Below are 21,368 nucleotides of genomic sequence, written 5' to 3'. Positions count from 1 at the left end.
GCCACCGCCCGCCGACCACCCGCCGCGTGGCCCGACTCACACCCCATCCCGCAGCCCGACCCTCCTGTGATCCTCCATGATGAGCGGATGCTCAGGTTCATGCCCGTAGGTGACTCCATGACGATCGGGAGCACGGGCGAACACACGTGGCGCTACCGGATCTGGCAGCACCTGTGCCGCTCCTACGGCGGCCCCTGCACCCTCGTCGGCCCGCGCGAGACGCTGTACGACAAGCTGGACGAGGCCCCGACGTCGCACGCCTACGCCGAACCGGACTTCCCCCGCGCCCACTTGGCCGGCTGGGGCGAGGGCTGGCTGCACATGGCCCCACTGATCGGCGAGGCGGTGCGCTCGACGCGCGCGGACATCCTGCTGGTCTCCCTGGGCCTCATCGACCTGGGCTTCTACACGAACGCGGAGCAGACCGCCGAGAACGTCCGGGCCTTCGCGGCCGAGGCACGGGCCGCGAACCGACGGGTGCGGATGGTGTGGCTGCCGGTCACCCCGAACGTCCGGGCCCAGACGGACGCGGCGTTCGCCACCGAGGTCGCCCGCTTCAACGAACTGCTGGCCAAGACGGCCGCGGACCTCGACGAGCCCGGCTCCCCCATCCTCCTGGCCTCGACCCCGCCGTCGTACGACATCCCCACCGACACCTACGACGGCACGCACCCGGGCCCGAGCGGCGAGCACAAGATCGCGGCGGCCTTCGCGGAGGCGATGTACCAGGCGTGGGACCTGGGCGAGCCCTACGAGGCGTAGCTCTCAGCGATCCCCCGCACCAGGAACTCCGCACAGGCCCGAGTCCCCAGACCGTCCCAGCACTCGCCCTCCTCCCCGAGGTAGACGGCCCGGGCACGGGCGAGAACGGGCCGGTGCTCGGCGGGCAGCCGCCCCAGCACCCACGACGCCGCCGCGTCCTTGGAGCGGATGTCCCCGGTGACGAGGGTGGTCCAGATCCGCGCGAGGGTGAGCAGCACATTGCGGGTGTCGGAGTCCACCTCGTCCATCAGCTCCGGCACACCGGCGACGATGGCCCGCCTGAGGTCGGCGTGCGGCACGGGATCGATCAGCTCCGCGGGCGGCGGCCCGTGGAGCGGCGCGTCGGCGCGCAGCACCATGGTGAGCAGCGGCGCCAGATCGGGGCTGGGCCCCGGGCGCGGGATCACCCCGCGCTCGTACTCCTCCCGCAGCCAGTCCCCGTAGAGGAAGTCGCAGGTGGGCGGGTAGCGCCAGGGCCGTACGTCACCCTGCACGACGACGATCAGCTCGACGTACCGCCGCCCGTCCACCCCGGACACCTTGAGCAACTCCTCGACCAGTGCCCGCCGCTGAGCCTGCGTCACGGACTCCCGCACGACGGCCAGGACGTCGATGTCACTGTGCGGGCGCAGACCACCGAGCGTGGCGGAGCCGTGGAGGTAGATGCCGAGGAGGGTGTCGGGGAGGGTGCGGTGGAGGAGTCGGACGAGGTCGTGGGTGTCGGACTGTTCTGGCATATGCGCGCATCCCCGTGTCGTGGTCACCGTGCGTATCGACTTTCCCGGTGTACTGAAGGGTCTGGCTCCGCTTTCGGCACGGACGTCGACATGACCACCACTCACCTCGGCCTCACCCTCTAGACCGACGAGTTCCCCCGCGACGGACACCCCACCCCGTCAGAACCCCACATCGGCCCGCCGATAGGCCGGCGGACGGCGAACACCACTGGCCCGCTCATACGCATACGCCAACCGCAACAACACCGGCTCACTCCAAGCCGTCCCCATGAACGTCAGCCCCACCGGCAGGCCGAAGGCGAAGCCCGCCGGGACGCTGATCGCGGGGTAGCCCGCGAGGGCCGCGGGTGTGGACGCGCCGCCGCCGTGGGCGTCCCCGCGGATCAGGTCGATCTTGGCGGGCGGCCCGGTGGTCGGCATCACCAGGGCGTCCAGGTCGTGCGCGCGCAGCACGGCGTCGATGCCCTCGGCGCGGGACAGCCGGTGGTTGGCGGCAAGGGCCTCGCGGTACTCCCGTTCGGTGAAGTCCAGCCGCTGCACCGCCTCCAGGCCGTCCTGCCGTACGTAGCGCAGCTCCCGGTCGGCGTGCGCCCGGTTGAACGCGATGAGTTCGGCGAGGCTGCGCGGATGGTCGCCCGGCGCCGCGGCGAGGTACGCGTTCAGCGCCCGCTTGAACTCGTGGACCTGGACGACCATCGAGCCGGGCAGGTCCTCCAGCCGCTCGGCCGTGGGGATGTCGGCCGGGTCGACGATCGTGGCCCCGGCCTTGCCGAGCACGGCGATCGCGCGCTCGGCGATCTCGTCGGCGTGGTGGCTGTAGCCGAAGTAGACCGAGCGCGGCACGCCGATGCGGGCGCCGCGCAGGCCGTCCGCGTCCAGGAACCGGGTGTAGTCGCGGTGGAAGCGGCCGCGGCTCGCCCGCGTCGCCGGGTCGCGATCGTCGACCCCGACCAGCGTGCCGAGCAGGATCGCCGCGTCGCGGACCGTGCGCGCCATCGGGCCCACGCTGTCCTGGCTGGGCACGCCGGGGATCACCCCACCGCGTCCGACCAGCCCGACCGTCGGTTTCACACCGACGACGCAGTTCGCCGAGGACGGGTCGATGATCGAGCCGTTGGTCTCGGTGCCGATCCCGGCGACGCACAGGTTGGCCGCGACGGCGACGCCCGTACCGGAGCTGGACTCGCTCGGGGAGCGGTCGAGCTTGTAGGGGTTGCGGGTCTGGCCGCCGCGGGCGCTCCAGCCGGCGTGGTGGGTGAGCGACATGCCGCCGGCCCACTCGCTCAGGTTGGTCTTGCCGAGGATGACGGCACCGGCCTCGCGCAGCCGGGCCGCGACCGTGGCGTCCGCCGCCGGCCTCAGGCCCTCCAGGGCGAACGAACCGGCCGTGGTGTGCATCCGGTCGGCGGTCTCCACCATGTCCTTCAGCAGGACGGGCATGCCGTGCAGCGGCCCCCGGGCGCGTCGTTCGGCGTCCCGTCGGCGGGCCTCGCGCAGGGCGTCGGGGTTGATCTCGATCACCGCGTGCAGCAGCGGGTCGAGGCGCTCGAGGCGCTCCAGGTAGTAGCGGGTGAGGCGTTCGGCGTCGAGTCGCCCCTCGGCCATGCGGCGGCGCAGCTCGGTGATGCCCAGCTCGTCCAGCTCGCCGGGGTGGGTGTCGGCCCGGGCCGCGGCCGTGCCGAGCCAGGGCGTGGCCGCCGCGGCGGTGCCGAGGGCGAGCACGCCCCGGCGGGTGGTGGATGACGCGGGAGTCCTCATGTCCAGCACGGTAGAAGCGTGAGCGGCTCGTTTCGCTGAGGCTGTCACCCGAATCGGCCCGGGAGTCCGCCCCCTGTCCGGCCGGGGGCGAGCCCGGGGTCCCCCCCCGACGTGACAGCACGCTGACGTACGTACGTGCTTGCCTTGAGCGCACTTCAAGACGTTGGCTTGGTCACCATGAAGTACACGCAGCTCGGACGCACGGGACTCAAGGTCAGCCGGCTCGTCCTCGGCACCATGAACTTCGGCCCGCAGACCGACGAGGCCGACAGCCACGCCATCATGGACGCGGCGCTGGACGCGGGCATCAACTTCTTCGACACCGCCAACGTGTACGGCTGGGCCGAGAACAAGGGCCGTACCGAGAGCATCATCGGCAACTGGTTCGCCAAGGGCGAGGGTCGGCGCGACAAGGTCGTCCTCGCCACGAAGGTGTACGGCAACATGGGCGCCGACGGCCCGGCCTGGCCCAACCACGACAAGCTCTCCGCGGTCAACATCCGGCGGGCCGTGGACGCGAGCCTCAAGCGGCTGCAGACCGACCACATCGACGTCTACCAGTTCCACCACATCGACCGGGACACCCCGTTCGAGGAGATCTGGCAGGCGATCGACGTCCTGGTCCAGCAGGGCAAGATCCTCTACGTCGGATCGTCGAACTTCCCCGGCTACAAGATCGCCCAGGCCAACGAGATCGCCGCCCGGCGCGGCGGGACCATCGGGCTGGTCAGCGAGCAGTGCCTGTACAACCTCGCCGAGCGGCGTGCCGAGATGGAGGTCATCCCGGCCGCACGGGACTACGGGCTCGGTGTCATCCCGTGGTCGCCGCTGCACGGCGGTCTCCTGGGCGGCGTGCTCAAGAAGGAGGTCGAGGGCGGACGACGTACCTCCGGCCGCGCGGCCGACGCCCTCGCCGACCCCGCCTCCCGCGCGCAGATCCAGGCCTACGAGGACCTGCTCGACAAGCACGGCATCGAGCCCGGCGAGGCGGCCCTGGCCTGGCTCCTCACCCGCCCGGGCGTGACCGGCCCGATCGTCGGCCCGCGCACGGCGGGGCAGCTGGAGTCCGCCCTGCGAGCGGCCGACCTGGAGCTGTCCGAGGAACTCCTGACCGGCCTCGACGAGATCTTCCCGGGCCCGGGTCCAAGCCCGGAGGCCTTCGCCTGGTAGCCCTGAAGGGGCGCGGGGCTGGTATCGACATGCGGCTCCGCCGCGTGGGCGCGACCAGCCCCCACCGGCCCGCAGCCGGAAAGCGACGGGCAGCCCCCCGCCCCCTCACCTGCCGAGCGCGGCACCCAAGGCGACAACGAGAAACATCAGCACGAGCACACCGGCCATGATCCGGTTACGGGTTTTCGGGTCCACGGCACCGAGCCTAACCGGCACCCCCGAGCGCCCACCGACCGACCGCCTCGTACCGGGGCTGCTCACCGGGAACCCCCGACGTCGGCAGATTGCTCCGCACCAGCGCCAGGTCGCCCACCGTCCAGGTCCGGCCCATGAACCCGGCCAGGGCGTCCAGACAGGCCCGCACGTCCCGCGCCTCCCGGCTCCTCGCGAGCGTCAGATGGGCCTTGTAGCGCCGGTGCTCCCCCATCGGCACCCCCGCCTTCCGCGCCGCCGCCTCGGCCCGGTCGGCCAGCAGCCGCAGGGTCGCCAGGTCCCCCTCGGCCCCGGCCCACAGCGCCCGGCCGTGCCCGAACTGACCGCCGCCCCGCACGGCCAGCGGAAAGGCGTCGGTACGGCGGGCGGCCCGCTCCAGCCGGGCCGACAGCTCCGGTACGAGGCCGTCGTCGACCTCCCCGTAGAAGGCGAGCGTGAAGTGCCAGCCGGCCCGGCCGGTCCAGCGCATCCCGTCCGCCCCGGGCAGCTTCCGCAACGCGTCCACGACGGAGCCGAGTTCACGGACCACGTCGTCGGGAGGCAGCACAGCGGCGAAGACTCTCATGGGGACAGCCTGGCACCATGAGCCCATGGAGATCACCATCAGAGAAGGCGGTCCCGACGACATTCCCGCGATACTCGGGATGCTCGACAGCTGCGTGGAGTGGCTGGTCGCGCAGGGTCGCACGGGGCAGTGGGGGACGAAGCCCCTGTCCCGGAGCCCGAAGACGGTGGAGTCGGTCGGCCGGTACATGGGCGAGGGCAGCGTGTTCCTGGCCGAGGCCGACGGCGTCCCGGCCGCCACCCTCACCCTGACCGACTCGCCCGGCGCCTATCTGGCCCACCTCTCGCCGCCCGGCGAGCCCGAGCGGTACATCCACTGGCTGGCCTCCGACCGCCGCTTCAAGGGCCACGGCCTCGGCAGCGCGCTCCTCACGCACGCCGCCGAGGAGACCCGGCGGGCCGGGGTGGGCCTCCTGCGGGTGGACTGCTACGCCGGCGACGACGGCAAGCTCGTCCGCTACTACGAGACCAACGGCTTCACCCGCACCGAGTCCTTCACGGTCGGCGACAACAACTGGCCGGGCCAGCTGCTGGCCCGCAGGGTGTAGCCCCCCGGACCCCGCACCAACGGCCTCCTACGCCGCCGGAGCCAGCGCCTCCTGCCGCTCCCGGGGGACGAACCGCACCCGTGGGTGTCCGTGGTGCCAGCCCACCGACAGGCGCAGATTGCCGACGCGGGCCAGGATCAGGCCGATCACGGCCGCGGCGGCCGCCGCCACGGCACCGCCGGCCGCGAGGCCCACCCGGGCGCCGTACGTATCGGTGATCCAGCCGACGATCGGGGCGCCGACCGGGGAGCCGCCGAGGAAGACCATCATGTAGAGGGCCATGACCCGGCCGCGCATGGCCGGGTCCGTGGACATCTGGATGCTGGTGTTCGTCGTGACGTTGACCGTCATGCCGAACAGGCCCAGCGGGACCATGAGCAGCGCGAACATCCACAGCGTCGGCGTCGTCGCCGCCACGATCTCCAGCGCGCCGAAGACCATGGCGGCGGCGATCAACAGCCGCAGCCGGGCCGTACCGCGCCGCGCCGCGAGCAGCGCGCCCGCGACGGAGCCGACCGCCATCAGCGTGTTGAACATGCTGTAGGCGCCGGCGCCCGCGTGGAACACGTCGTCCGCGAAGGCCGAGAGGTAGACGGGGAAGTTGAAGGCGAAGGTGCCGACGAAGCCGACCAGGACGATCGGCCAGATCAGCTCGGGCCGGCCGGTGACATAGCGCACGCCCTCCCGCAGCTGCCCCTTGCCGCGCGGGGCGCGCTCCACGCCATGCAGCTCACGGGCGCGCATCAGCAGCAGACCGGTGAGCGGCGCGACGAAGGACAGGCCGTTGAAGAGGAAGGCGTAGCCGGTGCCGACGCCGGTGATCAGCAGACCCGCCACGGCCGGGCCGACCAGACGGGCGGACTGGAAGTTGGCGGAGTTCAGGCTGACGGCGTTCTGCAGCTGTCCGGGGCCGACCAGTTCGGAGACGAAGGACTGCCGGGCCGGGTTGTCGACGACCGTGGCCAGACCGACCGCGAAGGCGGCGACGTACACGTGCCACACCTGGACATGGCCGGTGAGGGTGAGGACGGCGAGGGCGAGGGCGGTGAGGCCCATCGAGGTCTGGGTGACGAGCAGGGTGGGCCGCTTGCGCAGCCGGTCGACGAGGACACCGCCGTAGAGGCCGAAGAGCAGCATCGGCAGGAACTGCAGCGCGGTCGTTATGCCGACGGCCGCGGAGGAGCCGGTGAGGCTGAGGACCAGCCAGTCCTGGGCGATGCGCTGCATCCAGGTGCCGATGTTGGAGACGACCTGCCCCAGGAAGAACAGGCGGTAGTTCCTGACCTTCAGGGAGGAGAACATCGAGGACTTGCGCGGGAGCGGGCCGGAGGGAGGCGTGTCGGAGGTGGGCGGGGAATCGTGGGGATCAGGTGCGGGGACGGAAGCTGCTCCGGGTCCCGTACTCAACAGGTTCGCCTCCTTGCGACTACGGCTTACAGATGCGCGAGCTTCTCCAGCACGGGGGCGGCGGCGCGGAGTTTCGCCCACTCGTCCTCGTCGAGGTCCTCGACCAGCGTGGCCAGGAACGCGTTCCGCTTGCGGCGGCTCTCCTCGAGCATCGCTTCGGCCTGCTCGGTGCGCGTCACGACCTTCTGGCGCCGGTCCTCGGGGTGCGGCTCCAGACGGACCAGCCCCTTCGCCTCCAGCAGCGCCACGATGCGGGTCATCGACGGCGGCTGGACGTGTTCCTTGCGGGCGAGCTCGCCCGGCGTGGCCCTGCCGCAGAGGGACAGGGTGCCGAGCACCGACATCTCGGTGGGGCTGAGCGACTCGTCGACACGCTGGTGCTTGAGCCGACGGGACAGCCGCATCACGGCGGATCGGAGGGAGTTCACGGCGGCTACGTCGTCGCCATGGCTGAGGTCCGGCATGTTCTTTAGCGTAACTCATTACTCTCGCTAAAGAACACCGGGACGCGCGGAAGCCCCCGTGACCCTGGCCACTTACCCGTGACATCACTCATATGGGTGACGCGACGGCGGAACGCGACCCGCCGCACCGAAGGATGCCGCGACCCTCATGCCCATGGGGACCAGCGTGCTCAGCCTGCGAATAGACCACGAGCTGCTCGACCGGCTCCGGCACCATGCCGCGAAAAGGGGAATGAGCGTCCAGGACTATGTCGTCCGGACGCTCATTCGAGATGACTTCGACGAACGGTTCCAGTCCGCCGTCGAGGAGACGGAGAGGTTCTACGGGGTCACCTGAGGACCCCGTCCGCTCAGGTCAGCCCCAGCGCGGGCATCAGGTAGTAGAACGTGAACACCGCCGCCACCGCGTACATCGCCGTCGGAACCTCCCGGCCCCGGCCGGCCGCCAGGCGCAGCACCACGAAGGTGATGAAGCCCATGCCGATGCCGTTGGTGATCGAGTACGTGAACGGCATCATCAGCATCGTCACGAAGGCCGGGACGGCGATCGTGTAGTCCGCCCAGTCGATCTCCTTGACCGAGCCGGCCAGGATCAGGAAGCCGACCGCGACCAGGGCCGGGGTCGCCGCCTGGGACGGCACCATCGTGGCGACCGGCGTCAGGAAGAGCGCGAGGGCGAAGAGGCCGCCGGTGACGACGTTCGCGAGGCCGGTGCGGGCACCCTCGCCGACACCGGCGGTGGACTCGACGAAGGCGGTCGTGGCCGAGGAGGAACTGGCCCCACCGGCGGCGACGGCGAAGCCGTCCACCAGCAGCACCCTGTTGATGCCGGGCATCTGCCCCTGCGCGTCCGTCAGCTTCGCCTCGTCGGAGACGCCCATGATCGTGCCCATCGCGTCGAAGAAGCACGACAGCAGCACGGTGAAGACGAACAGCACGCCGGTGAGCATGCCGACCTTCTCGAACCCGCCGAACAGACTGACCTGCCCGACCAGCCCGAAGTCAGGACTGGCAACAGGATTCCCGGGCCACTTCGGAGTGGTGAGCCCCCAGCTGGGCACATCGACCAAGGCCTCGATCACAACGGCCACGACAGTCATCGCGACGATCGAGATCAGGATCGCGCCGGACACCTTGCGCACGATCAGGGCGAGCGTCAGCAGCACGCCCAGCACGAAGACCAGCACCGGCCAGCCGTTGAGATGGCCGTCGCCCCCCAGCTGCAGCGGCACGGTCGTCTGCGCGACGTCCGGGATACGCGAGACGAACCCGGCGTCGACCAGCCCGATCAGCATGATGAACAGGCCGATACCGATGGAGATGGCCTTGCGCAGCCCGAAGGGCACGGCGTTCATGACCCGCTCGCGCAGCCCCGTGGCGACCAGCAGCATGACGACGAACCCGGCGAGGACCACCATGCCCATCGCGTCCGGCCAGGACATGCGCGGGGCGAGCTGCAGCGCGACGACGGAGTTCACGCCGAGCCCGGCGGCCAGCGCGATCGGCACATTGCCGATGACGCCCATGAGGAGCGTGGTGAGGGCGGCGGTGAGGGCGGTCGCGGTGACCAGCTGACCGTTGTCCAGCTGGTGGCCGTACATGTCCTTCGCGCTGCCGAGGATGATCGGGTTCAGCACGATGATGTAGGCCATCGCGAAGAAGGTGGCGAGACCGCCCCGGACCTCGCGGGACAGGGTGCTGCCCCGCTCGGAGATCCGGAAGAAGCGGTCGAGTGCGCCGTACGTGGGCCCGGCTCCCGGCTGTTCAGGGGCGGGGACCTGGGCGGGAGCCGAGGACGACATGTGTTTGGTGTTTCCTACGAAGAGAAGTGGTCAGACACAAACCGTTTCAGTATGAACATATAAACCCCCGAACGACCATCTCCGCGCGTAGACCTGATCGCCTCGTAAGCTGTCCCCATGGCGAAGTGGACCCCCAGGCACGAGGCGCCGGAGCCCCTGGAGGGCCCCGTGGTCGCCACCATCATCGGCGGCACGATTCTGTGGTTCCTCCTCTTCCTGATCCAGCTCCCCTTCTATGGCTGGTTCGACGACCACGGCCACACCTGGTGGATCTGGACCTGCCTGGCCGGAGGCGGCCTGGGCCTCCTGGGCATCTGGTACGTCCGCAAGCGCGACGCCGCGATCAAGCGAGCAGCGACCCAGGACCCGACAACCCCTCCCCCGACCCCGTCGGCCCCCTCGGCCCAGTAGCCCCAGCGGGCCCGTGCCGGCGCGCACGGCGAGAAGGAGCCACCCCCGACCGCACGGCCCCTTCACCCCAGCGAGACCACGCAGGACGGCTCCCGAGCCGAGACACACCCGCCCACGGCGAAAAGCAGCCACCCCCGACCGCACGGCCCCTTCCGCCCAGCGGGACCACGCAGGACGGCTCCCGAGCCGAGACGCGCCCGCAGCCGCCGGACCACGGAAGGGGACGTGTCGGGGGGGGTGTCCGCCCGCAGCGGTTGGCGCGTCAACGAACAGCGAGTCGGTCCCCGACCCCATCGCGCCGTTCCGAGGACGGACACCCTCCGACGCGGCCCCGACCCACCACCGGCGAGAAGGCGCCACCCGCGCCCGCCCGCCCCGCCCCACCCGCTCCGGCGAGACACAGCCCCGCCCCCTCCCTACGCTCAAGAGGAGGCGGCGAACGCCCGGCCCCGGTGAGGAGCGCAGCCATGACGACGCAGAACAGCGCGGAAGAGGCCGACCGGACCCTGAAGGCCAAGCACCGGGCGATGTGGGCCCAGGGCGACTACCCCTCCCTGGCCGCCGAGGTCATCCCCGGCCTGGGAGCGGTCCTGGTAGAGGCCTGCGGGGTGCGCCCGGGCCAGCGCGTGCTCGACGTGGGCGCCGGGAGCGGCAACGCCGCGATCCCCGCGGCCCTGGCCGGCGCGGACGTCATCGCCTCCGACCTGACCCCGGAACTGTTCGGGGCGGGCCGGCTCGCGGCAGAACGGCAGGGAGCCACCCTCACCTGGCAGGAGGCCGACGCCGAGGACCTGCCCTACGGCGACGCCACGTTCGACACCGTCCTGTCCTGCGTCGGCGTCATGTTCGCCCCGCACCACCAGCAGGCCGCCGACGAACTGATCCGGGTCTGCCGGCCGGGCGGCACCATCGGCCTGCTGAGCTGGACACCCCGGGGCTTCATCGGCCGGATGTTCGCCGTGATGAAGCCGTACGCGCCCCCGCCCCCGCCCGGCGCCCAGCCGCCCCCGCTGTGGGGAGACGTGAACCATGTGCGCGCACTCCTCGGCGACGGCGACCGGGTCACCGACTTCCGCGCCGAGCGCCGCACCGCCGGGGTCGACCGCTTCGCGACACCCGAGGCGTTCCGGGACTACTTCAAGGAGCGCTACGGCCCGACGATCACCGTCTACAAGAACATCGCCGACGACCCCGACCGCGTCGCCGCCCTGGACCGCGACCTGGTGGAGCTCGGCCGCGACGGCGACCTGGGGACGGGCCCGGGCGGCACGGCCCTGGAGTGGGAGTACCTCCTGCTCACCGCCCGCCGAGCGGGCTGACACAACGGTGCGACACCAGGGTCCGACGACGTACAACTGCCGTACGACCAGGGCACGACACCTCTCCTCCCCAGGTCGGATCTTCCCCACATTCAGCAGGTGAAGCGGCAAATCCGCACGTACCGTCGAATGCATGACGCATCTCGACGCGGGTGCCCGGCTCGACTCCGCGCGGCCGGCGACGGTCACCTCACCGGTGACCGGCCTGACCGGTGCTCAGGTCGCCGAACGCGTGGAGCGCGGCCAGGTCAACGACGTACCGGTGCGCAGCAGCCGCTCCACCGTCGACATCGTCCGCGCGAACGTCTTCACCCGCTTCAACGCGATCATCGGCATCCTGTGGCTGATCATGCTGGTCGTGGCGCCGATCCAGGACAGCCTGTTCGGCTTCGTGATCCTCGCCAACACCGGCATCGGGATCGTCCAGGAGTGGCGGGCGAAGAAGACGCTGGACTCCCTCGCGCTGATCGGCGAGGTACGGCCCACCGTCCGCAGGGACGGGGACGCCACGCAGGTCAGCACGTCCGAGATCGTGCTGGACGACCTGATCGAGATCGGCCCCGGGGACAAGGTCGTGGTCGACGGCGTCTGCGTGGAGGCGGACGGTCTGGAGATCGACGAGTCGCTGCTCACCGGCGAGGCCGACCCCGTGGTCAAGAGCCCCGGCGACCAGGTGATGTCGGGCAGCTTCGTGGTCGCGGGCGGCGGGGCGTTCCAGGCGACGAAGGTCGGGCGGGAGGCGTACGCCGCCCAGCTGGCCGAGGAGGCCTCGCGCTTCACCCTCGTCCAGTCCGAGCTGCGCTCCGGCATCTCCACGATCCTCAAGTACGTGACGTGGATGATGGTCCCGACCGCGATCGGCCTGATCATCAGCCAGCTGTTCGTGAAGGAGAACGCCTTCGACGACTCCGTCGCCCGCACGGTCGGCGGCATCGTCCCGATGGTCCCCGAGGGCCTGGTCCTGCTCACCTCCGTCGCCTTCGCCATCGGCGTGATCCGGCTGGGCCGCAAGCAGTGCCTGGTCCAGGAGCTGCCCGCGATCGAGGGGCTGGCCCGGGTCGACACCGTCTGCCTCGACAAGACCGGCACCCTCACCGAGGGCGGCATGGACGTCACCGAGCTGCGGCCGCTCCAGGACGCCGACGAGACGTACGTACGACAGGTGCTCGGCGCCCTCGGCGAGTCGGACCCGCGGCCGAACGCGTCCCTGAAGGCGATCATCGACGCCTATCCGGACGGCGAGCAGTGGCGCTGCACCCAGGCGCTGCCCTTCTCCTCGGCCCGCAAGTACAGCGGCGCCGCGTTCGCCGAGGCGGGCGGGGAGACGAGCACGTGGCTGCTGGGCGCGCCGGACGTCCTGCTGCCCGACGACGACCCGGCCCTGGCCGAGACCGGGCGGCTGAACGAGCAGGGCCTGCGGGTGCTGCTGCTCGCCCGGGTCGCACGCGACCTCGACGACGCCGAGGTGACCGAGGGCGCGAAGCCCACCGCCCTGGTCGTCCTGGAGCAGCGGCTGCGCCCGGACGCGGCGGACACCCTCGGCTACTTCGCCGACCAGAACGTCCGGGCCAAGGTCATCTCCGGCGACAACGCGGTGTCGGTCGGAGCGGTCGCCTCCAAGCTCGGGCTGTCCGGCACCACCGTGGACGCCCGTCGGCTGCCCGCCGACGAGGACGGCATGGCCCGGGCGCTCGACGACAACACGGTGTTCGGGCGGGTCACCCCGCAGCAGAAGCGGACCATGGTGGGGGCGCTGCAGTCCCGTGGGCACACGGTCGCGATGACGGGCGACGGGGTGAACGACGTGCTCGCCCTGAAGGACGCCGACATCGGCGTGGCGATGGGCTCCGGCTCGGAGGCGACCCGGGCGGTGGCGCAGATCGTGCTGCTGAACAACAGCTTCGCGACGCTGCCGTCGGTGGTGGCCGAGGGGCGCCGGGTGATCGGCAACATCACGCGTGTGGCGACGCTGTTCCTCGTCAAGACGGTCTACTCGGTGCTGCTGGCCGTCCTGGTGGTCTGCTCACAGGTCGAGTACCCGTTCCTGCCGCGCCACTTGACCCTGCTGTCGACGCTGACGATCGGCATCCCGGCGTTCTTCCTCGCGCTCGCGCCGAACAAGGAGCGGGCGAAGCCGAACTTCGTCCGGCGGGTGATGCGGTACTCGATCCCGGGCGGGGTGGTGGCCGCGATGGCGACCTTCGCGACGTATCTGATCGCCCGGGAGCACTACACGGGCGAGGGTGCGCTGGACGCGGAGACCAGCGCCGCGACGCTGACACTCTTCCTGATCTCGATGTGGGTCCTGGCGATCATCGCCCGCCCCTACACCTGGTGGCGCATCGCCCTGGTGGCGTCGATGGCCGGGGCGTTCCTGCTGGTCCTGGTGGTGCCGTGGCTCCAGCACTTCTTCGCCCTGAAGCTGGTCGGCATGACGCTGCCGTGGATCGCGGTCGGCATCGCGGCGGTGGCGGCGGCCACCCTGGAACTCGCGTGGAGATGGGTGGACCGCCGCTTCCCGGCGTAGCCGCCTTGCCTTACTTCACGTCCACGAAGTCGCCCGCGGCGTTGACCGCCGGAGTGGTCGTCGTACCCGCGAAGGAGTAACGGAAGTAGCCGTCCGCGGACGCCTTGACCGTGGTCTTCAGCTCGCCCGTGGAGTTCGACTTGATGGTCTTCACCGTGGTGTAGGTGTCGGAGTTCTTCTTGCGGAACTGCAGCTTCACCGACTGGTTGGTGTAGCCGTGGTACTTGTTGTCGTCCCAGTTGGCGCGGGACAGCTTGCCGGTGACGGTGATGGTCTTGCCCTTCTTCACCGGCTCGGGCGAGGCGTTGACCGTCAGCTTGGAGAAGCGCTGGAGCTTGAAGGAGTTGGTCGGGTCCGTCACCGCGACACCGACCTTGTCCAGGTTCGGCTCCTCCGGGTTCTCGCCGTTGAAGGCGACCGCGAAGCCCGCGGCCTTCCAGGAGCCGGCGTCCTCGTTCAGCAGCGCGAACGGGTCGATCTCGACGGTGGCCTTGCAGTTGGCGACGGTCGCGGAGGAGTCCGTGCAGCTCGCGTCGTTGCTGTCGAAGAAGAAGGCCGAGTCCTCGAAGGAGGCGCCGCGGTACAGCTCGATGCCCGCGAAGAAGTCGGCCGCGTGGATGTCGACGTCCGCGCCGTGCGTCAGCTTGAAGGAGACGGGCACCTTCACCAGGTTGGTGGTGCCGGCGGAGATGTTCTTGCCGTTGTTGACCTTGACCGAGGAGAAGGTCGCGTTCAGGGCGTACGGCTCGCCCTCCGCGGCGGCGGCGAGAGCCGACCGGCCGGAGTCGGCGTGGACGACCGCGCTGGCGGCGGCGATGTCCGCGGGAACCTTCGGCTCGGCGGCCTGCGCGACCGGCACGGCGAAGGCGGAAAGGGCCAGGGCGCCGGTGACGGCGGCCACGGTGGCTCGGATGCGCATGCGTTCTCCAAGTGGAGAGGGGCCCCGGCGCTCGTCGTCGGCTCCATGGGGCCCAAGTGATCGTGGAGTCTGTTGACTCACGTGATCAGATACGTGACTGGTGCGCATGGTTGTACGAGAAGTGAAAATTTTGTGCGGGAGTTTCAGAGCCGCCGACGTGGCCTGGACCAAGACCGCAGATCCCCTCCTATCCCGGAAAGCAACACCGTGGTCTTTCTTGTCACCCGCTATCGCAAGGACGAGGACATCCCCGACTCGTCCACCGACGTCACCGCCACCGGCGCGGAGGCGTTCGGCGAGCTTCTGGGGATGCCGGCGGACCAACTGGTCGACGTGTATCCCCTGACGCGGGAACACGCCGCTCGCGTCCGGCGACTGACCGGCATCACCCTCGACCTGAAGACGTACGACTACTTCCTGGAGCCCGAAGCGGACTGACGGGAACGGGTCGTCAGTCGAACCACCGGTCCCGCGCCAGCTCCTCCGTCCGGGACGGGTCCTCCAGGAGCGCCGCCACCTCGAACCGTCGCGGCCACTGCCCGGCCGCCCAGGCCAGCCCCGCCGCGACGCCCTCCAGGGTGGCGGCGTGCAGGACGCCGTCGTTCGTGAGGCGCCAGTCGATCTCCACGCCGTCGACGACGAGTTCCTCGTGTTCGACGTAGGAGGCCGGGGTCAGCCGGCCGAGCAGGATCCGCACCGGCTCGGGTACGTCGTGCTCGACACCCTCGGAGCCGACCTGCCCGGTGACGGACTCGCTCAGGCGCCGTACCTGGAACAGCTCGGCCAGATCGGCGGCCCGGGAGGGGCGGACCGGGAGCAGCGGGACGCCCGCGGTGAAGGGGAGCAGGTCGGGCGAGTCGACGACCACGGCGTCGGCCGCGTCCACGACCTCCACCCGGCCGTCGACGACCGCGCGCAGCTCGTCCGGCAGGGTCACCTGCTCGGGGTCCAGCTCGGCCAGCGCGCCGTAGAGGGCGTGCAGCTGGGCGTCCGCCACCTCGCGCTCGGGCTCGGCGAGCCGGTCGAGCAGCTCGGCGGCCCCGCCGGGCTCGTCCAGCAGCGCGGCGACGGACGTGCGGACCCCCAGTGCGCGCAGCACCTCTTCGTCCTCGAAGCCGGTGGCGTCGGCCTCGTCGTAGAGACCGCGCAGCAGCGGGTCGCCGCCGGCGGCGCGCAGTCCGGCCGGGCGGCGGCCGTCGAGCACCGGGTTGCCGCGCAGCCACCACGCCGCGTACGGCCGTACGACCTCGTGGGTCCCGTCGTGCAGCAGGATCCGCACGGGCTCGACGATCGCGTCCCGGTAGGGCGGCTGCGACAGCAGAGCCAGGGCCTGGGCCCACTTGTCCTCGTCGACCAGGTCCAGGTCCCGTACGGCGATGATCTCCGTGGCGACCGGCGGGACCGGGCTGTCCGGGAAGCGGTCGAGGATGTCCTCGCACCACACGTCGACGGCGTCCAGCAGTCCCGCGTCGTCGGGCTCGGCGAAGTCGCCCTCGCGGGGCTCCAGTTCGTCCGGGTCGAGGACGACGTCGGTGGCGCGGACCAGCGCGAAGTTCGCCAGGACCCCGCAGGCGGCGAGCGGCTGCTCGCCCCACCGGCCGGCCAGCTCCGCGTCCACGGCGGCGAGTTCGCCCTCGCGCATCACCTGGGCGAAGGGGCTGCCGGGGAAGACGAGTTCGCAGGCGGGGGCCGGTTCGCCGTCCTCGTCGGGCAGGGCGAGGGCGCCGAGCCAGGGCTCGTCGCCGGGCTCCAGTCCGGCGTCCCGCACCAGCGCGAGCACGGTGTCGGCCAGTTCGTCGGCGTCGAGGGTGTCCTCTTCCCAGTTCACCCCGCCCTCGTCGTCCAGGGACGCGGCGACGGCCGCCCGGACCTGCGGGGTGGTGAGCACGGCACGCGGGGTCGCGGGCAGGGCGCCGAGCTTCTCCAGGAGCGGGTGGGAGGCGTCCGGGTGGGCGACCTTCAGGCCGAGCCGGGCCAGCACCTCGGGGTCGATACGGGCAGCCTCCGCGCTGGGCAGGAGGACCTGCCGGGGGCCGATCGTCGTACGGCCGTCGGCGAGCGGCACGGGGAGGCCCGACAGCCGGTCGGGGTCCACCCCGGCGAGGCTGTCGTAGAGCCGCCGCCACCAGCCGGGGTCCTTCTCCAGCCCGGCCAGCCGGTCGACGGCGTCGGTCAGCGGGACGCGGGCGACGCCCAGGGTCCGCAGCTCCGCGCGCCGCTCCAGCCCGCCGGGCAGCAGGGTGGGCAGCACCTCGGCGAGGACCCGCACGGTGTCCGCGCCCGCGCCCTCGACGATCTCGGCGTCCCGGGGGCGGAGGGAGTCGGGCAGGTCGTCGTCGTGCTCCTGGGGCTCGGCGGCGGGCGGCAGGAAAGAGGTCCTCGGCAGCCGCTCCAGGATCGCCTGGCGCAGGGCGCCGTCCAGCTCACCCTTGCCGAGCGGGCCGGGCACCAGGCCGATGATCCCGGCGGTCACCGGCCGCCAGTCGCCGAGGAGTTCGGCGTACGCGTCGGCCGCGCGCTGGACCAGGAAGTCGGTCAGCGGCCCGGGGGCGGCGTGCCGGCGGGTGGAGTCCAGCGGGAACGAGGCGATGAGCAGGGCCGGGACACCCAGCGGCTCGTCGCTGGGCGTGGGGGCGTGCACGACCGGGCTGGTGCGGGGCCGGGCCGGGCTGCCGTCGCTGTCGACGGGCACGGCCCAGGTGACGGACCACCGCGGACGCAGCCGCTCCTCGACGGGCCGGTCGGCGAGCAGCTCGGGGGTGAGGGGGCCGTGGGCCTCGGTGGTACGCCAGTGGGTGACGCCGTCGCCGGAGTCGTCGATGACGATGAAGGGGCCGTCGGTGCGGCGGGTGATCGTACGCGGCGTCTCGCCGTTGACCTCCACGACGACTTCTTCGAGGCCCGGGAGGGCGAGCAGCAGCGCGTCGTCCACGGCGTGCAGCAGCCGCTCGGCGAGAGCGGCGGCGGGGTCGTCGCGCAGGGGCAGGATGACGGCGGTGTCGTACGGGGCGGGGGCGGTGCCCTCGGCGGCGAACGGCAGCCGCAGCAGCGGGACGTGCCCGTCACGCCTGCGGACCTCGTCGCCGAGCCCGGGGCTGTGCCGGGCGGTCTCGGCGGCCAGGTCCCGGGCCTCGGCGAGGGACCAGCGCACCCCGCCGTGCCGGCCGATGAGGGCGGGCTCGTCGGTGACCGAGAGGACGGCGGCGAAGCCGACGCCGAAGCGTCCGATGGCCTGCTCCTGGCTCTCCCGCTTCGCCGACGCCCGCAGCGTGGACAGCGACTCCACACCGGCCGCGTCCAGCGGGGCGCCGGTGTTGGCGGCGACGAGGACCCCGTCGCGCAGGGTGAGCCGCAGCCGTCCCGGCACCCCGGCCCGGGCCGCGGCGTCGGCGGCGTTCTGGGCGAGCTCGACGACGAGCCGGTCCCGGTAGCCGCCGAGGACCAGGTCCTCCTCGGCGTTGGCGTCCTCACGGAACCGGGCGGGGCTGGTGGCCCAGGCGTCGAGGACACCGCGCCGCAGTCGGGCGGTACCGAACGGATCGGCCCCCTCGGCGGCAGGCCGCACGAACTTGCTGCTCACGTTCCGTACCTTCTCCTCGTCGACGTGAGGAGACGGTACCGCTTGGGGATCGGGGCTGCGCACGCCGCCCGACGCCGGCGATGCCCCCGGGCTCACTCACTCACGCGAGTGAACGTCATCAACTGGGAGCAAGAGAGCAGCAGTTGGCTCCTACGCTCAGACGAAGCCCTTTCGGCATATGCCAGAGGCATGCCCGATCCCGTAAGCAACACTCACCCTCACAGGACCCCGTATGGTCAGCTCGCCCCACGAGGCGATGCACCGCAACCGTCCTGCGGGACACCCCGCACCCCATCACAGACCCGATCGTCGAACCATCGCACAAGGCCTGGGCAAGCACCCGGCCGCGGAACAGGCCGGGCCGAGGGTGAGGCTCGGCGGGGGGCCGCAGACGTCCTGGAGGTCCTGGACGTCCGTGGCATCGACGTCCCCGAAGCGGTCCGCGAGCGCATCGTGAGCTGCGATGACCTCGAAACCCTGCGCCACTGGCACCGACGCGCCGTGATCGCACCCACTGCCGAGCAGATCTTCTCGGACGAGCTGGACACATAGCCGTTCAGCGGCCGGGCGAGGGCACGGCTACGAGTGGCCCAGCTCCTCCGTGCTCTCGTCCGCCGTCGCCTCGACCGAACCCGAGTCCGGCGCCGGGCGCAGCGGGAACGGGTCGACCCGGGTCTCGTCGATGACCGGGGAGGGCGGCTGCGGGGGGCGGGGCATGACCGCGGCCTCGGAGTGGCCGCCGCAGCCGTAGGTGAGGGAGACGAGGCGGCCGTCGGCCGGGGAGAACTCGTTGGCGCAGACGCCGAAGGCCTGGCCGAGGGAGCCGCCGATGGGGGCGAGGAAGCCGCAGGTGACACAGGCCGCCGGGGCCGACTGGGCCATGGGGGTCTTGGGGCCGAACGCTTCTTCCCAGCGGTCGGCCGCGGTGTACAGGCCGTAGCGGGACAGGACGCGGGCCCGGCGCATGCCGAGCTCCTCCGCCACTCCGGTGATGGAGCCGCGGGAGGGGATGGCCGGGAGGAAACCCGACGGGGGTCCCGCGGTGACGTCCGCGTCCTCCGCCTCCACCAGCTCGGCCATCTCGTGCGACACGGGGGAATTCGGCGCCGGCTCGTCCTCGCCCGAGTAGCCGGGCTCCAGACGCAGATCCTCGGCGTCCGTGGGCAGCAGATCACCAGGCCCCATGTCGCCGGGGCGCAGCCGCTCGCTCCACGGCACCCACTCGGGGGCGAGCACCGCGTCCGGGCCGGGCAGCAGCGCCGCCTCGTCCACCGTGACGATCTTCGCCCGGGACGCCCGGGCCACCGTCACGGCCCAGCGCCAGCCCCGGTACCCCAGCTCCCGGCATTCGAAGAAGTGTGTGACAACGCGGTCCCCCTCGGAGACCGTTCCCACGTGCTCGCCGACGATCCCTGGCGCCGCGGCCTCCTCGGCTGCGGCACGCGCGAGGTCGACGGCCTCGGCGCACAGACGGTCAGGGGTGCGGCTTCGCGTTGTCGCTGCGCTCACAGGTATCGCTTCTCTCCATACGCCGTCTCACGAGTGCGCCACTCCCGGCGCGGGGGCGGACGGAGCGGACCGGGGGACCGCGTCGACATCCTTCATCCATTTTGCGGGATGGCTGAGATACGCACGCTACCCTTCCGCCCCACGTCGCGTACACCGACGGTCCCATGACCCGACGACCGGGCAGTCATCCGACAGTCACCCCACAGGCCCTATACAAGCGGTAATGGCACTACCCACAGCCTTCTCGGGGCACTATGACGTCGTGGCAGCCGCGAAGACGCCCACCAAGGGAAGCAGCCGACTGAGCGGACCGGGCCGTATGCGCGGCTCCCTCCGCGCGGTCGGCCGTGCCCTGCACTTCCCGGTGACCGGAACCGCCCGCGGCATCCGCAAGGCCACCCACGCGCACGGCGCCGGCGAGTCCGGCCTCGGCAAGCTGATCGAGCTGCACGGCGTGAACGGCGCCGGCGATGTCATGGTCACCGTCGCCCTCGCCTCGACCGTCTTCTTCTCCGTCCCGACCGACGAGGCCCGCGGCCGCGTCGCGCTGTACCTCGCCATCACCATGGCGCCCTTCACGCTTCTCGCGCCGGTGATCGGCCCCCTCCTCGACCGCATCCCGCACGGCCGCCGGGCGGCCATGGCCGGCGCGATGCTGGCCCGGGCGCTGCTCGCGATCGTCCTGTCCGGAGCCGTCGTCACCGGCGGGATCGAGCTGTACCCGGCGGCGCTCGGCGTCCTCGTCTCGTCGAAGGCGTACGGGGTGGTCAGAAGCGCCGTCGTGCCCCGGCTGCTGCCACCCGGCTTCTCCCTGGTGAAGGCCAACTCGCGGGTCACCCTCGGCGGGCTCCTCGCCACCGGCATCGCCGCCCCGATCGGCGCCGGACTCCAGCAGATCGGGCCGCGCTGGCCGCTCTACGGCGCCTTCGTGCTCTTCATCGTGGGGGCGGTCCTGTCGTTCACGCTGCCGCCCAAGGTGGACTCCGCCAAGGGCGAGGACACCGCGCTGCTGGCCGCGGACGAACAGCATCTGCACGGCCCGCACCGCCGGCCCGTCAAACGCCCGGGGCTGCGCACGGTCGGCCCGGCCGTCACCCACGCCCTGGCCGCCAACGCCTCCATCCGCTGCCTCACCGGCTTCCTGATCTTCTTCCTCGCCTTCCTGCTCCGCGAGCACCCGGTCTCGGGCCAGAGCGCCGCCGTGTCCCTGGGGATCGTGGGCGTCTCGGCGGGCGTGGGCAACGCGCTCGGCACGGCGGTCGGGGCGTGGCTGCGCTCCCGCGCGCCGGAGATCATCATCGTGACGGTGGTGGCGTGTGTGGTGGGCGTGGCGGTCCTGGCGTCCGTGTTCTTCAGCGCGGTCCTGGTGGCCTGCCTGGCGGCGATGGCCGGCTTCGCGCAGGCCCTGGCCAAACTGTCCCTGGACGCGCTGATCCAGCGGGACGTGCCCGAACTGGTCCGGACCTCGGCCTTCGCCCGTTCCGAGACCCTGCTGCAGATGGCCTGGGTGCTGGGCGGGGCGATCGGCATCGCGCTGCCGCTCGACGGCCCGGTCGGGCTGGCGGTGGGCGCGGCGATCGTCGCCGGGGGCTGGCTGACGACCGTACGGGGGCTGATCCACTCGGCCCGGCGCGGCGGGGCGACGCGGCCGCGTGTGGCGTAGCCGTCGGGCACGCCG

18 protein-coding genes are annotated in these 21,368 nt (G+C 71.8%); 9 read left to right on the top strand and 9 right to left on the bottom strand.

Annotation, left to right across the window (positions count from 1 at the left end; genetic code table 11):
- The first annotated feature begins 87 nt into the window (after positions 1–87).
- The gene (locus tag ACFT4A_RS12440; protein ID WP_382828630.1) at positions 88–762 is read left to right on the top strand and encodes a GDSL-type esterase/lipase family protein; all 675 of its coding nucleotides are present in this window, start codon (positions 88–90) and stop codon (positions 760–762) included.
- Here ACFT4A_RS12440 and ACFT4A_RS12435 read toward each other — a convergent pair.
- Positions 750–1,499 (bottom strand): aminoglycoside adenylyltransferase family protein, encoded by a 750-nt coding sequence (locus ACFT4A_RS12435; protein ID WP_382828628.1) that lies wholly within the window; start codon positions 1,497–1,499, stop codon positions 750–752. The genes ACFT4A_RS12440 and ACFT4A_RS12435 overlap by 13 nt on opposite strands.
- 159 nt (positions 1,500–1,658) lie before the next feature.
- Positions 1,659–3,257, bottom strand: coding sequence for an amidase (locus ACFT4A_RS12430; protein WP_382828625.1), 1,599 nt, complete (start codon positions 3,255–3,257; stop codon positions 1,659–1,661).
- A 177-nt stretch (positions 3,258–3,434) separates the two neighbouring features.
- Here ACFT4A_RS12430 and ACFT4A_RS12425 point away from each other — a divergent pair, with 177 nt between their 5' ends.
- The gene (locus ACFT4A_RS12425; RefSeq protein ID WP_382828622.1) at positions 3,435–4,427 is read left to right on the top strand and encodes an aldo/keto reductase; all 993 of its coding nucleotides are present in this window, start codon (positions 3,435–3,437) and stop codon (positions 4,425–4,427) included.
- Positions 4,428–4,632: 205 nt separating this feature from the next.
- On the opposite strand, the gene thpR is transcribed toward ACFT4A_RS12425, so the two are convergent.
- Positions 4,633–5,205 (bottom strand): RNA 2',3'-cyclic phosphodiesterase, encoded by a 573-nt coding sequence (gene thpR / locus ACFT4A_RS12420; RefSeq protein ID WP_382828620.1) that lies wholly within the window; start codon positions 5,203–5,205, stop codon positions 4,633–4,635.
- A 25-nt stretch (positions 5,206–5,230) separates the two neighbouring features.
- On the opposite strand from thpR, the gene ACFT4A_RS12415 reads away from it, so the two are divergent.
- Entirely contained in the window at positions 5,231–5,752 is a 522-nt protein-coding gene (locus tag ACFT4A_RS12415) for a GNAT family N-acetyltransferase (protein ID WP_382828616.1), read from the top strand.
- 27 nt (positions 5,753–5,779) lie between these two features.
- Here the strand turns inward: ACFT4A_RS12415 and ACFT4A_RS12410 are convergent, their stop codons facing one another.
- Positions 5,780–7,159, bottom strand: a complete 1,380-nt coding sequence (locus tag ACFT4A_RS12410) for an MFS transporter (protein ID WP_382828614.1) — start codon at positions 7,157–7,159, stop codon at positions 5,780–5,782.
- A gap of 26 nt (positions 7,160–7,185) precedes the next feature.
- Entirely contained in the window at positions 7,186–7,623 is a 438-nt protein-coding gene (locus ACFT4A_RS12405) for a MarR family winged helix-turn-helix transcriptional regulator (protein ID WP_184597761.1), read from the bottom strand.
- Between the two features lie 154 nt (positions 7,624–7,777).
- Here ACFT4A_RS12405 and ACFT4A_RS12400 point away from each other — a divergent pair, with 154 nt between their 5' ends.
- A complete protein-coding gene (locus tag ACFT4A_RS12400; protein WP_261680509.1) occupies positions 7,778–7,960 on the top strand; it encodes a BrnA antitoxin family protein in 183 nt (60 codons plus the stop codon).
- 13 nt (positions 7,961–7,973) lie between these two features.
- Here ACFT4A_RS12400 and ACFT4A_RS12395 read toward each other — a convergent pair whose 3' ends face one another.
- Positions 7,974–9,425, bottom strand: coding sequence for an NCS2 family permease (locus tag ACFT4A_RS12395; protein WP_382828609.1), 1,452 nt, complete (start codon positions 9,423–9,425; stop codon positions 7,974–7,976).
- Between the two features lie 117 nt (positions 9,426–9,542).
- On the opposite strand from ACFT4A_RS12395, the gene ACFT4A_RS12390 reads away from it, so the two are divergent.
- The 3 genes from ACFT4A_RS12390 to ACFT4A_RS12380 all read left to right on the top strand — a co-directional run bounded on the left by ACFT4A_RS12390 (position 9,543) and on the right by ACFT4A_RS12380 (position 13,682).
- A complete protein-coding gene (locus tag ACFT4A_RS12390) occupies positions 9,543–9,836 on the top strand; it encodes a DUF2530 domain-containing protein (RefSeq protein ID WP_382828606.1) in 294 nt (97 codons plus the stop codon).
- Positions 9,837–10,303: 467 nt separating this feature from the next.
- A complete protein-coding gene (locus ACFT4A_RS12385; protein ID WP_382828604.1) occupies positions 10,304–11,155 on the top strand; it encodes a class I SAM-dependent methyltransferase in 852 nt (283 codons plus the stop codon).
- 133 nt (positions 11,156–11,288) lie between these two features.
- The gene (locus tag ACFT4A_RS12380) at positions 11,289–13,682 is read left to right on the top strand and encodes an HAD-IC family P-type ATPase (RefSeq protein WP_382828601.1); all 2,394 of its coding nucleotides are present in this window, start codon (positions 11,289–11,291) and stop codon (positions 13,680–13,682) included.
- A gap of 10 nt (positions 13,683–13,692) precedes the next feature.
- Here ACFT4A_RS12380 and ACFT4A_RS12375 read toward each other — a convergent pair whose 3' ends face one another.
- Positions 13,693–14,601: a hypothetical protein gene (locus tag ACFT4A_RS12375; protein ID WP_382828599.1), complete on the bottom strand. Its 909-nt coding sequence runs from the start codon at positions 14,599–14,601 to the stop codon at positions 13,693–13,695.
- Positions 14,602–14,808: 207 nt separating this feature from the next.
- Between ACFT4A_RS12375 and ACFT4A_RS12370 the strand changes: the two genes are divergently transcribed.
- Positions 14,809–15,039: a hypothetical protein gene (locus tag ACFT4A_RS12370; protein WP_382828596.1), complete on the top strand. Its 231-nt coding sequence runs from the start codon at positions 14,809–14,811 to the stop codon at positions 15,037–15,039.
- Positions 15,040–15,052: 13 nt separating this feature from the next.
- Here the strand turns inward: ACFT4A_RS12370 and ACFT4A_RS12365 are convergent, their stop codons facing one another.
- Together ACFT4A_RS12365 and ACFT4A_RS12360 are read right to left on the bottom strand one after the other, a co-directional pair.
- Positions 15,053–18,181 (bottom strand): sacsin N-terminal ATP-binding-like domain-containing protein, encoded by a 3,129-nt coding sequence (locus tag ACFT4A_RS12365; protein WP_382828593.1) that lies wholly within the window; start codon positions 18,179–18,181, stop codon positions 15,053–15,055.
- 579 nt (positions 18,182–18,760) lie between these two features.
- Positions 18,761–19,690 carry a DUF3027 domain-containing protein gene (locus ACFT4A_RS12360; RefSeq protein ID WP_382828591.1) on the bottom strand — a complete coding sequence of 310 codons (930 nt, stop codon included), beginning with the start codon at positions 19,688–19,690 and terminating at the stop codon, positions 18,761–18,763.
- A 262-nt stretch (positions 19,691–19,952) separates the two neighbouring features.
- On the opposite strand from ACFT4A_RS12360, the gene ACFT4A_RS12355 reads away from it, so the two are divergent.
- Complete coding sequence (locus tag ACFT4A_RS12355) at positions 19,953–21,353, top strand: MFS transporter (protein WP_382829098.1); 1,401 nt, start codon at positions 19,953–19,955, stop codon at positions 21,351–21,353.
- Positions 21,354–21,368 lie beyond the last annotated feature (15 nt).

Origin of the sequence: Streptomyces sp. NPDC057099, from assembly GCF_042671245.1 — a bacterium.
GTDB lineage: Bacteria > Actinomycetota > Actinomycetes > Streptomycetales > Streptomycetaceae > Streptomyces > Streptomyces purpurascens.
The sequence above is the reverse complement of the archived record's forward strand: the minus strand, read 5'-3'. Positions and strand labels throughout refer to the sequence as shown.